Origin of the sequence: Streptomyces sp. P1-3 (assembly GCF_050613155.1) — a bacterium.
Taxonomy (GTDB): domain Bacteria; phylum Actinomycetota; class Actinomycetes; order Streptomycetales; family Streptomycetaceae; genus Streptomyces.
In genome coordinates, this window is record NZ_CP192512.1 from 3222218 (window position 1) to 3235287 (window position 13070).

Annotated in this window: 10 protein-coding genes; 6 read left to right on the forward strand and 4 right to left on the reverse strand. The window is 70.5% G+C overall.

All coding sequences use genetic code 11. From position 1 onward, the window contains the following. The first annotated feature begins 142 nt into the window (after positions 1–142). The 6 genes from ACQUSR_RS13505 to ACQUSR_RS13530 all read left to right on the forward strand — a co-directional run bounded on the left by ACQUSR_RS13505 (position 143) and on the right by ACQUSR_RS13530 (position 8322). Positions 143–1486, forward strand: coding sequence for a sensor histidine kinase (locus ACQUSR_RS13505; RefSeq protein ID WP_431042811.1), 1344 nt, complete (start codon positions 143–145; stop codon positions 1484–1486). A 112-nt stretch (positions 1487–1598) separates the two neighbouring features. Beyond that, positions 1599–2258 (forward strand): response regulator transcription factor, encoded by a 660-nt coding sequence (locus tag ACQUSR_RS13510; protein ID WP_431047558.1) that lies wholly within the window; start codon positions 1599–1601, stop codon positions 2256–2258. 271 nt (positions 2259–2529) lie between these two features. Then, positions 2530–4482: a 2-oxoacid:acceptor oxidoreductase subunit alpha gene (locus ACQUSR_RS13515; RefSeq protein WP_431042812.1), complete on the forward strand. Its 1953-nt coding sequence runs from the start codon at positions 2530–2532 to the stop codon at positions 4480–4482. After that, positions 4475–5524, forward strand: coding sequence for a 2-oxoacid:ferredoxin oxidoreductase subunit beta (locus ACQUSR_RS13520; protein ID WP_431042814.1), 1050 nt, complete (start codon positions 4475–4477; stop codon positions 5522–5524). Before ACQUSR_RS13515 ends, ACQUSR_RS13520 begins: the two co-directional genes overlap by 8 nt. Before the next feature lie 196 nt (positions 5525–5720). Beyond that, entirely contained in the window at positions 5721–6704 is a 984-nt protein-coding gene (gene rarD / locus ACQUSR_RS13525; RefSeq protein ID WP_431042815.1) for an EamA family transporter RarD, read from the forward strand. Positions 6705–6945: 241 nt separating this feature from the next. After that, complete coding sequence (locus tag ACQUSR_RS13530; RefSeq protein ID WP_431042816.1) at positions 6946–8322, forward strand: M28 family metallopeptidase; 1377 nt, start codon at positions 6946–6948, stop codon at positions 8320–8322. 78 nt (positions 8323–8400) lie between these two features. On the opposite strand, the gene ACQUSR_RS13535 is transcribed toward ACQUSR_RS13530, so the two are convergent. The 4 genes from ACQUSR_RS13535 to ACQUSR_RS13550 all read right to left on the reverse strand — a co-directional run bounded on the left by ACQUSR_RS13535 (position 8401) and on the right by ACQUSR_RS13550 (position 12977). Next, positions 8401–9306, reverse strand: a complete 906-nt coding sequence (locus ACQUSR_RS13535; protein ID WP_431042817.1) for an ABC transporter permease — start codon at positions 9304–9306, stop codon at positions 8401–8403. Then, on the reverse strand, positions 9293–10294 hold the full coding sequence (locus ACQUSR_RS13540) for an ABC transporter ATP-binding protein (protein ID WP_431047559.1): 1002 nt from the start codon (positions 10292–10294) through the stop codon (positions 9293–9295). Before ACQUSR_RS13540 ends, ACQUSR_RS13535 begins: the two co-directional genes overlap by 14 nt. 145 nt (positions 10295–10439) lie before the next feature. Further along, entirely contained in the window at positions 10440–11720 is a 1281-nt protein-coding gene (locus tag ACQUSR_RS13545; RefSeq protein WP_431042818.1) for a LolA family protein, read from the reverse strand. Positions 11721–11966: 246 nt separating this feature from the next. Beyond that, the gene (locus ACQUSR_RS13550; protein ID WP_431042819.1) at positions 11967–12977 is read right to left on the reverse strand and encodes a polyprenyl synthetase family protein; all 1011 of its coding nucleotides are present in this window, start codon (positions 12975–12977) and stop codon (positions 11967–11969) included. Positions 12978–13070 lie beyond the last annotated feature (93 nt).

Consider the following 13070-nt stretch of genomic DNA (forward strand, 5'->3'; position numbering starts at 1 on the left):
TCCCACCGGCCTCATGGTCCGGCCGGTCCGCGTCCGAGAGCCTTGATGTACGACGCCGGAACACCCCGGTGTCGGGCGGCGCACCCCGGTGACGTACCCCGGTGCGCCGACACCACCCCCGTACGTGGAGGACGGCGAAGCGATGGCCAGCGGATCCAGCGACTACGGATACGGCGCGGAGGCCGGGAGCCGTGCGGTTCCCGCGGTGCTGCGCGCCCCCTTCGAGGGTCGCACCTGGCGTGAGTTCCTCTATCTCCTGATCAGCCTTCCGGTGGCGATCCTGACCTTCGCCTACGCCGTCGCGATGCTCTCGCTGGGCGCCGGTCTGCTGATCACCTTCCTGGGAGTGCCGGTGCTCGGCGCCGCGCTCGCGGGCTGCCGCGGGCTGGGGGTGGTGGAGCGGGCCCGCGCCCGTGGCCTGCTGCGGCTGGAGGTGGCCGAGCCGGAGCCGGTCCGGTCCCGGCACCGCAGGAGCGGCAGGAGCGGACTGATCTCCTGGGTGGGCACGCTGCTCAAGAGCGGCACGTCCTGGCGGCACGCGCTGTACGCGATCGTCCACTTCCCCTGGGCGGTCTTCGCCTTCGTCGTCGCGCTGACGTTCTGGGCGTACGGCTGGGCGACGCTGACCTATCCGCTGTGGCACTGGGTGATACCCCGGTACACCGACGAGCCCGGCATCCAGCTCTTCGACGACGGCGAGAGCCACAGCTTCTACGTCGACACGCCGTTCGAGATCGCGGCCACCAGCGCCATCGGGCTGCTGGTCGTGCTGGCGACGCCGTGGCTGATCCGGGCGCTCGCCTCCGTCGACCGGCTGATGGTGTCCGCGCTGCTCGGTCCGTCCCGGTTGGAGACGCGGGTGTGGGAGCTGGAGTCGGACCGGGGGACGGTGGTCGACACGGCCGCCGCCGACCTGCGGCGCATCGAACGCGACCTCCACGACGGCGCACAGGCCCGGCTCGTCGCCCTCGCCATGGACCTGGGCCTGGCCAAGGAGAAGCTCCTGGAAGACCCCGACGCCGCCGCCCGCATGGTCGACGAAGCCCACGGCGAAGTGAAACTCGCCCTCCAGGAACTCCGCGACCTCGCCCGCGGCATCCACCCCGCGATCCTCACCGACCGCGGCCTGGGCCCGGCCCTGTCCGCCCTGGCGGCGCGCTGCGCGGTGCCGGTGACGGTGACGGTGGATCTGCCCGAGCGTCCGGCCCCGGCGATCGAGGGCATCGCCTACTTCACCGTCTCCGAGCTGCTCCAGAACATCAGCAAGCACAGCGCGGCACACAGCGCGGGGGTGGACGTGTGGCGGTCGGAGGGCCGGATGATGCTCCAGGTCACGGACGACGGGCAGGGGGGAGCCGGGTCCGGGCAGGGGTCCGGCCTCGCGGGGCTCGCCGAGCGGCTGGACGCGGTCGACGGCCTCCTCGTCGTCGTCTCACCGCCGGGCGGACCGACCACGGTGACGGCGGAGCTTCCGTGGTGGGGCTGAGCCCGTTGTCCACAGACCCGCCGTTGTCCACAGGCGCGCCGCCCGCGTCCGAATGCTGGAATGCTGGACCCCACGAACCGGAAAATGGGGGCCAGAAATCGTGGAGGACAGGTTGCGGGTGGTCATCGCCGAGGACTCGGTGCTGCTTCGGGAGGGCCTGACCCGGCTGCTGACCGACCGGGGTCACGACGTCGTGGCAGGTGTGGGGGATGCGGAGGCGCTGCTGAAGTCGGTGCGGGAGCTGGCCGACGAGGGCGCGCTGCCGGACGTGGTGGTGGCCGACGTGCGGATGCCCCCGACCCATACGGACGAAGGAGTGCGGGCGGCGGTGCGGCTCCGGCACGACCACCCGGGGCTGGGGGTGCTCGTGCTGTCTCAGTACGTGGAGGAGCAGTACGCCACGGAGCTGCTGGCCGGCAGCAGCAGGGGGGTCGGCTATCTGCTCAAGGACCGGGTGGCCGAGGTGCGGGAGTTCGTGGACGCTGTGGTGCGCGTCGCCGAGGGCGGTACGGCGCTGGACCCGGAGGTCGTCGCGCAGCTGCTGGGGCGCAGCCGGAAGCAGGATGTCCTGGCGGCGCTCACCCCGCGGGAGCGGGAGGTCCTGGGCCTGATGGCCGAGGGCCGGACGAACTCCGCGATCGCCAAGCAGCTGGTGATCAGCCCCGGGGCCGTCGAGAAGCACGTCAGCAACATCTTCCTCAAGCTCGGCTTGTCGCCGAGCGACGGTGATCATCGGCGGGTGCTGGCGGTACTGACGTATCTCAGGTCCTGACCGGCGCTCGTGGAGCCATCACCGGTGGTCAGCGGGCAGGAGCGCGCGCTCGAAGACCGGTCGTGAGTCCAAAGACCGAGACACGAGCGCCGCTGGACTCACAGACCCACACACGGGCAAGCCGCCACGAACCGGGACATAAAGGGGCCGGATGAGGGCGTCCACGATGCGATCTTCCCAGGGAAGGGCACCCTTACCGACGTACGATGGCCATGGGACAACCGGTAGGTGCCGACATAAGGAACCGCCGCCTCTAAGGAGGTCCGAAGCAGTGACCAGCCAGGTCAGTACGTCGGCCGAACAGGCCGAGCCCACCGAGCCGACGGACGGGGCTGCACTCGTCGGGGGACAGCGGCAGCCGGACGGCACCAAGGAGGTCCGCCGCCTGGACCGGGTGATCATCCGGTTCGCGGGCGACTCGGGTGACGGTATGCAGCTCACCGGCGACCGGTTCACCTCGGAGACGGCGTCCTTCGGAAACGATCTGTCGACGCTCCCGAACTTCCCGGCGGAGATCCGCGCCCCTGCCGGGACCCTGCCGGGTGTCTCATCGTTCCAGCTGCACTTCGCCGACCACGACATCCTCACCCCGGGGGACGCCCCCAACGTGCTGGTGGCGATGAATCCGGCCGCGCTCAAGGCGAACATCGGCGATGTGCCGCGGGGCGCGGAGATCATCGTGAACACGGACGAGTTCACCAAGCGTCCGATGGCGAAGGTCGGGTACGACACCAGTCCGCTGGAGGACGGGTCGCTGGACGGCTACAGCGTCCACCCGGTGCCGCTGACCACGCTGACCATCGAGGCGCTCAAGGACTTCGGGCTCACCCGGAGGGAGGCGGAGCGCAGCAAGAACATGTTCGCGCTCGGCCTGCTGTCGTGGATGTACCACCGGCCCACCGAGGGCACCGAAAGCTTCCTGCGCAAGAAGTTCGCCAAGAAGCCGGAGATCGCCGAGGCGAACGTCGCGGCGTTCCGCGCGGGGTGGAACTTCGGCGAGACCACCGAGGACTTCGCCGTCTCCTTCGAGGTGGCCCCGGCGACCAAGGCGTTCCCGCCCGGCACGTACCGCAACATCTCCGGGAACCTGGCCCTGTCCTACGGACTGGTCGCCGCCTCCCGGCAGGCGGATCTGCCGCTGTACCTGGGGTCGTACCCGATCACCCCGGCCTCGGACATCCTGCACGAGCTGTCGAAGCACAAGAACTTCGGTGTGCGCACCTTCCAGGCGGAGGACGAGATCGCCGGGATCGGCGCGGCGCTGGGCGCGGCGTTCGGCGGTGCGCTGGCGGTCACCACGACCTCCGGCCCGGGCGTGGCGCTGAAGTCGGAGACCATCGGGCTGGCGGTCTCACTGGAGCTTCCGCTGCTGGTGGTGGACATCCAGCGCGGCGGCCCGTCGACCGGTCTGCCGACCAAGACGGAGCAGGCCGATCTGCTCCAGGCGATGTACGGGCGCAACGGTGAGGCGCCGGTGCCCGTGGTGGCGCCGCGCACCCCGGCGGACTGCTTCGACGCGGCGCTGGAGGCCGCCCGGATCGCGCTGACGTACCGGACCCCGGTGTTCCTGCTGTCGGACGGGTACCTGGCCAACGGTTCGGAGCCGTGGCGGATCCCGGAGATCGACGAACTGCCCGACCTGCGGGTGCGGTTCGCCACCGGACCGAACCACGTGCTGGACGACGGCAGCGAGGTGTTCTGGCCGTACAAGCGTGACCCGCAGACCCTGGCGCGGCCCTGGGCAGTGCCGGGCACCCCTGGGCTGGAGCACCGCATCGGCGGGATCGAGAAGCAGGACGGCACGGGCAACATCTCCTACGACCCGGCCAACCACGACCACATGGTCCGGATCCGCCAAGCCAAGATCGACGGCATCGACGTCCCCGACGTCGAGGTGGACGACCCGGAGGGCCGGGCCAAGGTGCTGGTGCTGGGCTGGGGCTCGACATACGGGCCCATCACCGCGGCCGTCCGCCGCATCCGGGCCGCGGGGGGCACCATCGCGCAGGCGCACCTGCGCCACATCAACCCCTTCCCGCGGAACCTCGGTGAGGCGCTGGAGGGTTACGAGAAGGTGGTCGTCCCGGAGATGAACCTGGGCCAGCTCGCGACGCTGCTGCGGGCGAAGTACCTGGTCGACGCCCACTCCCTCACCCAGGTACGGGGCCTGCCGTTCAAGGCCGAGCAGCTCGCACAGGCCCTTAAGGAGGCCATCGATGACTGAGGCGCTCTCACTGGTGCCGAAGGCGGAAGCCAAGCAGTCCATGAAGGACTTCAAGTCCGATCAGGAAGTGCGCTGGTGCCCCGGCTGCGGCGACTACGCCATCCTGGCCGCGGTCCAGGGCTTCATGCCCGAACTCGGCCTGGCGAAGGAGAACATCGTCTTCGTCTCCGGCATCGGCTGCTCCTCCCGCTTCCCGTACTACATGAATACCTACGGGATGCACTCCATCCACGGCCGCGCCCCCGCGATCGCCACCGGGCTGGCGTCCTCCCGCCGCGACCTGTCCGTATGGGTCGTCACCGGCGACGGCGACGCCCTGTCCATCGGCGGCAACCACCTCATCCACGCCCTGCGCCGCAACGTCAACCTCAAGATCCTGCTGTTCAACAACCGGATCTACGGTCTGACCAAGGGCCAGTACAGCCCCACCTCCGAGGTCGGCAAGGTCACCAAGTCCACGCCGATGGGCTCGCTCGACGCACCCTTCAACCCGGTGTCGCTGGCGCTCGGCGCCGAGGCGTCGTTCGTCGCCCGTACGGTCGACTCCGACCGCAAGCACCTGACCGAGGTGCTGCGGCAGGCAGCCGCCCACCCCGGCACCGCCCTGGTGGAGATCTACCAGAACTGCAACATCTTCAACGACGGCGCCTTCGAAGTCCTGAAGGACAGGGACCAGGCACAGGACGCGGTCATCCGCCTCGAGCACGGCCAGCCGATCCGCTTCGGCGCGGACGGGAGCAAGGGCGTGGTGCGCGATCAGGCCACCGGTGACCTCAAGGTCGTGCCGGTGACCGCCGAGAACGAACAGCAGGTCCTGGTCCACGACGCCCACGCGGCCTCGCCGACCAACGCGTTCGCGCTGTCCCGCCTGGCAGACCCCGACACCCTGCACCACACGCCCATCGGGGTCTTCCGCAGCATCGACCGCCCCGTCTACGACACCCAGATGTCGGACCAGTTGGAGGCCGCGATAGAGCAGAAGGGCAAGGGCGACCTGGCCGCACTGCTCGCGGGCGGCGACACCTGGACGGTGGTCGGCTGAGCCGCCCGCCCGCGCGCGCCGGCCCGAGCGGGTGCCCGGTGGAAGCCCTCACAGGCCTTCCACCGGGCACCCGCTTTTGTCCGTACATATGCACGCACAACCGACTGTCATGACCGTATGCCGGTACGGGAATGACACTCTGGCCCCCTCGGCGCTACCTTCAGCAGGGTCAGCACGCGCAAAGGGGAGGTCCCGTATGAAGCAGCGGAGTGAGCAGCGTTCAGGACTCGCCTACGGCTTCGGCGCCTACGGCCTGTGGGGGCTCTTCCCCTTGTACTGGCCGCTCCTGGAGCCCGCCGGAGCCGGCGAGATCCTCGCCTGCCGCATGGCCTGGTCCCTTGCCGTGGCCCTCGTCGTCCTGCTGGTGCTGCGCCGCTGGTCCTGGATCCCCACGCTGCTGCGACAGCCGCGGCGGCTGGCCGCCATCGTCCTGGCCTCCGCCGTCATCACCGCGAACTGGGGCCTGTACATCTGGGCGGTCAACGCGGGGTACGTGGTCGAGACGGCCCTGGGCTACTTCATCAACCCGCTGGTCAGCATCACCTTCGGCGTCGTACTGCTGCGTGAGCGGCTGCGGCCCGTGCAGTGGGCGGCGGTCGGCGTCGGCACGGCCGCCGTGGTCGTCCTGGCCATCGGTTACGGCCGACTGCCCTGGATCGCGCTCTCCCTCGCGTTCACCTTCGGCACCTACAGCCTGGTCAAGAAGCGGGTCGGGCTCGACGGACCGGAGTCCTTCGCCGCCGAGACCTCGGTCCAGATCCTGCCCGCCCTCGGTTTCCTGATCTTCGCGGGCGCACACGGCGATCTCACGTTCGCCTCCGAGGGCCTCGGCCACGCGCTGCTGCTCGCCAGCACCGGCGCCGCCACCGCGCTGCCGCTGGTCTGCTTCGGCGCCGCGGCCGTGCGACTGCCGCTGTCCACCCTCGGGCTGATGCAGTACCTGGCGCCGACCTTCCAGTTCCTGCTCGGGGTGCTGGTCTTCCACGAGTCCATGCCGTCCGAACGGTGGGCGGGATTCGCCCTCGTATGGCTGGCCCTGGCCATGCTGACCTGGGACGCGCTGCACACCGCGCACCGCGGGCGGCTGGCCGCCCAGGCCGCCGCCACGGCGGCGGCGAACGCCGCGCGTACGGCGGAAGCGGCCGATATCCGGCAACCGTCGTCCGACAGTCGCTCTTGACACGAGGTCAGTACCAGCCCGACCATCGGCCTCACATCGCACAACTGTTGGGTACGACGCCCGTGACGGCTTGTTCCACGCTTCGTCGTACACGGCACGGTTCGTCGCACCAGACGCTCCGCACCACGCTCGATTCGCGTCGCCGTTCGTCTCGTACAGCTCCACCGCCCCACGGGCACGTGCACCACCCCCACGTTCACGTTCGTTCCGTCCTGTCCTCGTTCGGAATCCGGAGCCCCCCATGCCTTCTGCCCTTTCACGCGCCACAGGCCGGCGTACCTCCCGAAGATCCTGGATACGCCGGGCCGCCGGCGCCACCGTCGCGGCCGGAGCGGTCGCGGCCCTGGTCGCCGGTACCGCGGCCCCCGCGGGCGCACAGCCCGACGCGGCCTCCGCCGCCCCGGCCGCGGGCGCCCTCGCCGCCCCGGACATCTCCGTGGCCAACGTCAAGGCGCACCTGTCCCAGCTCCAGTCCATAGCCACCGCCAACGGCGGCAACCGGGCGCACGGCCGCCCCGGTTACAAGGCGTCGATCGACTACATCAAGGCCAAGCTGGACGCCGCCGGATTCACCACGTCGGTGCAGCAGTTCACCACCAGCGGCAGCACCGGCTACAACCTCATAGCCGACTGGCCCGGCGGCGACACCGAGAACGTGCTGTTCGCGGGCGCCCACCTCGACTCCGTGGGCAGCGGCCCCGGCATCAACGACAACGGTTCGGGCTCCGCGGCGGTCCTGGAGACCGCGCTCACCGTCGCCCGCGAAGGGCACCACCCCGCGAAGCACCTGCGCTTCGGCTGGTGGGGTGCGGAGGAGCTCGGCCTGGTCGGCTCCCGGCACTACGTGAACAACCTGCCCGGCACCGAGCGCGCCAAGATCGACGGCTATCTGAACTTCGACATGATCGGCTCACCCAACCCCGGCTACTTCGTCTACGACGACGACCCGCGGCTCGAAGCGGTCTTCAAGGACTGGTTCGCGGCCAAGGGCGTTCCGACCGAGATCGAGACCGAGGGCGACGGCCGCTCCGACCACGCGTCGTTCAAGAACGTCGGCATCCCGGTGGGCGGGCTGTTCACCGGCGCGAGCAACCGCAAGACCAGCGCACAGGCGCAGAAGTGGGGCGGTACGGCGGGCCAGGCCTTCGACCGCTGCTACCACTCCTCCTGCGACACCACCAGCAACATCGACGACACCGCCCTGGACCGCAACAGCGACGCCATCGCCCACGCGATCTGGACGCTGAGCGCGGACGACTCGACGACGCCGGGCACGGTCTTCGAGAACGCCGCGGACGTCGCCGTCCCGGACAACGGCGCCGCCGTGACGTCCACGGTCTCCGTCACCGGCCGGACCGGGAACGCCCCCGCAACGCTGAAGGTGGGCGTGGACATCAAGCACACCTGGCGCGGCGACCTGGTCATCGACCTGCTGGCCCCCGACGGCACGGCCTACCGGCTCAAGAACTCCAGCAGCTCCGACTCGGCGGACAACGTGATCACCACATACACGGTGGACGCGAGCAGCGAGGCCGCGAACGGGACGTGGCGGCTGCGGGTGCAGGACGTGGCCGCGCAGGACACCGGCTACGTCGACAGCTGGAAGCTGACCTTCTGAGCCCGCGCCTGACCTGGCCGCGGCCCTGACCGCGGCCTGCCCGTGACCCTGGCCGCGGCCGCCGCTGTGCGGCCGCGGTCAGGCCGTGATGTCGCGGGCCGTGAACCGCGCCCAGGCCGCCGAGCCGAAGACCGCCACGTACAGACCTTGCAGGCCGAGGTTTTTGACCAGGTCGTCCCAGTACACCGGGTCACGCAGGAGGTCCGCGAAGCTCAGCCAGTAGTGGGGGAACAGGTAGGGGTGGACGGCGTGCAGCTGGGGGATGGTGTCGATGATCTGCACGGTGATCAGCAGGCCCACCGTCGCCGCCATGGCCGCGATACCGCTGCCGCTGAGTGTGGAGACGAACACGCCGATCGCGGCGACGCCGGCGAGCGAGACCGTGACCACGGCGACGATGGCCAGGGCCCGTATCAGCGCGTCGGTGAACGACACGGTGGTGCCGGATATCAGAGTGACGTCGCCGAGCGGGAAGAGTACGGCTCCCGCCGCCAGCGCGGTGACGGCCACGACCATGGTGGCGGCCAGGCAGAAGGCCAGGACCGCGACGAACTTGGCGAGCAGCAGCCGGGTCCGGCCCGCCGGAGCGACCAGCAGATAGCGCAGGGTTCCGGAGCCGGCCTCACCGGCGATGGAGTCGCCCGCGACGACGCCTATCGCCATGGGCAGGAAGATCGGAAGGGTCGCGGCGAGCGCGGCGAAGACCAGGAAGACGCCGTTGTTGGTCACCTGGTTGAGGAAGGCGGGGCCTTCTCCTTCCGCTCCTCTCCCACCGCCGATGGAACCGCCGTCGCTGGTCTCGATCTTCACGGCGATCCCGATGAGGATCGGGATCACGGCGAGCACCGCGAACAAGGCGATGGTCCGACCGCGCCGGAAGGTGATGCCCAACTCGTTGCGGAACAGGGCCAGCGACCACAGCAGGCGGGCTCCTGGCCGGGGCGCCGACGCCGCGGCCGCACAGTCCACTTCAGCCCGCGACATCGAAGCCCTCCCCGGTCAGTGCCACGAAAGCGTCCTCCAGCGAACCCCGTTCGGTGCCGAAGGCGCGCACCCGCACCCCTTCGCGCACCAGCGCCGCGTTGATGTCCGCCAGGTCGACGGCGGGCTCCTCACCGGCGGCGGAAGCGGTCCGCGTCACGGGCAGTTCGCCGGTGACCTGGTCGTCCCGTACGAGGAGGTCCGTCACGCCGTGCTCCTTGAGCACGCGGGCCGCGTCGGCCGGATCGGGGGTGGTGACGGACAACCGCCCCCGGGTGGCCGCGACCAGCTCGGCCACCGTGCCCTGGGTGACCAGCCTGCCCTGGGTCATCACCGCCGCGTGGGTGCAGACCTGCTCGATCTCGTCCAGGAGATGGGAGGAGAGAAAGACCGTGGTGCCCTCGTCGGCCAACTCGCCCACCAACGTGCGGATCTCCCGCATGCCCTGAGGGTCGAGTCCGTTGGTCGGCTCGTCGAGGACCAGGAGCTCGCGGGGCTGGAGGAGGGCGGCGGCGAGTCCGAGGCGCTGCTTCATCCCCAGCGAGTAGGCGCGCGCCTTCTTGCCCGCGGCGGCCCCCAGGCCCACCCGGTCCAGTGCCGCCGCGACGCGTGCGGCGCGGGTGCGGGGGTCGGCGGTGGGGTCGGCCGAGTCGTACCGGATCAGGTTGTCCCGGCCGCTGAGAAAGCCGTAGAGCGCGGGGCCTTCGATGAGCGCCCCGACCCGGGGCAGCACGCTCCGGGCCGCGCGGGGCATCGGCTCGCCGAGCAGCCGGGCCCTGCCGGAGCTCGGTTCGATGAGGCCCATCAGCATGCGGATGGTCGTCGTCTTGCCCGAGCCGTTGGGCCCGAGGAACCCGAAGACGCTGCCGCGCGGCACGGTCAGGTCAAGGGAGTCGACCGCGAGCTGACCGCCCCGATAGCGCTTGGTGAGCCCGCGGGTCTGCACGGCCGCGGCCTCACGGGAGGCGGCAGCCGCCGGTGCCACGGGCACGTCATCGGCGGACGGCTTGTCCACGGGCTCCCCTTCATATCGGGTGTTCGGGCCGCGCGTGAGGGCACGGCCCGTGGGAGGGACCGCGAGAGGGCGGCGGTCCGCACGGCCGCCGCCCCACTGCGCTACCTCATTCCGCTTCGCGCTACTTCGCCGCGTTCGCGGCGTCGACCAGCGCGTCCTTGTCGACGGCACCGACGAAGACCTTGCCGTCGTCGGTCAGCAGGGCGTTGACCAGGCGGGTGCTGAACACCGTGCCGGAGCCGAAGTCGCCCTTGACCTTGTCACCCAGGCCGTCGATCAGGCCGGCGACGGCCCCTTCGGCCTTGGAAGGCGCGTCCTGGCCGGACGGGTTCAGGTCGGACAGGTTCAGGCCGGACGCGGCTTCCTTGGGCAGGTCGAGCCGGGCGATCGAGCCCCAGCCCTCACCTATGACATTCAGCCCGGAGAAGTCCGCGGGCTCGGCCGTCTCCGAGCCCTGCTTGAGGCCGTGCTCCTCCGCGTACTCCTCGGCCTTGCGGTCCACGTCGCGCTGCTCGGTGACCTTGGCGCCCTTCGGCGGGGTGAAGGCGAAGCGGTCCGCCGACGGCTTCCCGAAGTCCACCTTGGTGAAGCCGATCTCGACGGCGGCCTTGCCGCCGCCCTTGGGGCTGAGCGTGAACTTGAGCGGCACACCGGTGTCCGCGTCCACCGCGATCCGGATGGAGCCGATGGTCGAGCCGCTCTCCCGGGGCTTGATCAGCAGCTGGTAGGCGTCCTGCCCCGCGACCTTCGCGGTGCCGTCGACCTTCACCTCCGTGGTGTCGTCCACGGCGGCGAGGGCCTGCTTGGCGAGCTCCTGCGGAGTGGCGTCCCGCAGGTCCTTGGGCAGCTCCGGCGCGGGCTTGCCCTTGGCCCCCTTCTCCGCGCCCTTCGGGGCCTCGGCGTGGTACACGGCGTTGGCTGCGCTGTCGTACGCCCACACGTCGTCGCCGTTGTGGATCAGGCTGTACTCGGCGGCGTCCTCGATGATGGACACCCGCTGCCGGTCCGGGCCGTCCACCGCGAAGCGCAGGGTGTGGGTGCCGGAGGCGAGTTCGGGGAGCTTGGACTCGGGAGAGGCACTCGCGCCGTCCGCGTCTCCCCCGCCGCCGAGGGACAGGCCCGACGGCAGCGACGGGAGCCCCAGGTCGGTGCTGATCTTCATCGTGCCGGACATCTGCTCGGTGTCCGATGCGGCGATCTTGCCGATGAGCTCCTCCGCGGAGATCTTCGGAAGGTCGGGGTCGCCGGAGTCGGCGAGCGCCGGGACGAGCCCGATCGTCGCCGCCGCCACTCCTGCCACCGCGACGGGAACGGCGTACCGGACGGCCTTGCGGCGCCGGACCGGCTGTTCGTCGTCCCAGTGGTCGTCTTCGGCGACCTGTGTCGGTCGGATTCGTGCCATATGTGCTCTACCTCCGTCTTCGGCGGCGGTCGTCAGCCTCGCACTCGTCCACCTCTCGGGTCATTGTCGCCCGATCCGCCGTGTGGTGGTCTGTCAATCACACCAAACCGGCACGTCTACCGCGTCAGCCCGCGGGATCAACTTCCCGTACGCCTGCGGTATGACAGCAGTGAGACCAGAGGTGGAACGACCCACGGAGAACGGCGAGTTCCCCGAGCAAAAGCGACGGCTTCCCCTAGGGGAACGTCAGCCGGCCCGGTGCACCACGGCGTCGCAGAGACCTTCCAGCGCGGACTTCGCGGCTCCCTCGGGCAGCGGCGCCAGCATCGCCCGAGCGTCCGCCGCGTACCGGAGGGTGTCCCTGCGAGCCTGCTCCAGGGCCGGGTGCGCGCGCAGCCGGCGCAACACCTCCGCGTGCCGCCCCTCGTCGGTGAGGTCGCCGTCCAACAACCGGCACAGCTCGCGGTCCTCCGGTGAACCGCTCGCCTCGGCCTGGGCACGCAGCCGCAGCACGGGCAGCGTGGGGACGCCCTCCCGCAGATCGGTGCCGGGCGTCTTGCCCGACTCGTGGCTGTCGCTGGCGATGTCGAGGACGTCGTCGGCGAGCTGGAAGGCGATGCCGAGCCGCTCGCCGTACTGGGTAAGGATGTTGACGACCGCCTCGTCGGCGCCGGACATCATCGCGCCGAACCGGCCGGAGACCGCGACCAGCGAGCCCGTCTTGCCCGAGAGGACGTCCAGGTAGTGCTCGACCGGGTCGCGCCCCTCCCGCGGCCCCGCCGTCTCCAGGATCTGCCCGGTCACCAGGCGTTCGAACGCCTCGGCCTGGATACGGACCGCCTCCGGGCCCAGGTCCGCGAGGATGTGCGAGGCACGCGCGAAGAGGAAGTCGCCGGTCAGGACGGCCACCGAGTTGCCCCAGCGGGCGTTCGCGCTGGGCACCCCGCGGCGCACGTCGGCCTCGTCCATGACGTCGTCGTGGTACAGCGTCGCCAGGTGCGTCAGCTCGACGACGACCGCCGAGGGGACGACACCCGGCGCGTGCGGATCGCCGAACTGCGCGGCCAGCATCACCAGCAGGGGCCGGAACCGCTTGCCGCCCGCCCGCAACAGGTGCTGCGCGGCTCCCGTTATGAACGGGACGTCACTCTTCGTGGCCTCGATGAGGCCCTCTTCCACAGCTGCCAAACCGGCCTGGATGTCGGCTTCCAGAGTCAGGTCCCGCACGCTCAGCCCAATAGGCCCGACGACGGTCACGAGGGGTACTCCTGTCTGCCTACGATCACGCGGATTGTCGATGTGTCGCTGTCTCCACTAAAAGGCAGAGTATCCGGTCGGGTATCGATCACT

Coding starts and splice junctions, on each gene's coding strand:
- ACQUSR_RS13520 (WP_431042814.1), top strand. CDS start 4,475: ATGACTGAGGCGCTCTCACTGGTGCCGAAGGCGGAAGCCAAGCAGTCC.
- ACQUSR_RS13535 (WP_431042817.1), bottom strand. CDS start 9,306: ATGTCGCGGGCTGAAGTGGACTGTGCGGCCGCGGCGTCGGCGCCCCGG.
- ACQUSR_RS13505 (WP_431042811.1), top strand. CDS start 143: ATGGCCAGCGGATCCAGCGACTACGGATACGGCGCGGAGGCCGGGAGC.
- ACQUSR_RS13530 (WP_431042816.1), top strand. CDS start 6,946: ATGCCTTCTGCCCTTTCACGCGCCACAGGCCGGCGTACCTCCCGAAGA.
- rarD (WP_431042815.1), top strand. CDS start 5,721: ATGAAGCAGCGGAGTGAGCAGCGTTCAGGACTCGCCTACGGCTTCGGC.
- ACQUSR_RS13545 (WP_431042818.1), bottom strand. CDS start 11,720: ATGGCACGAATCCGACCGACACAGGTCGCCGAAGACGACCACTGGGAC.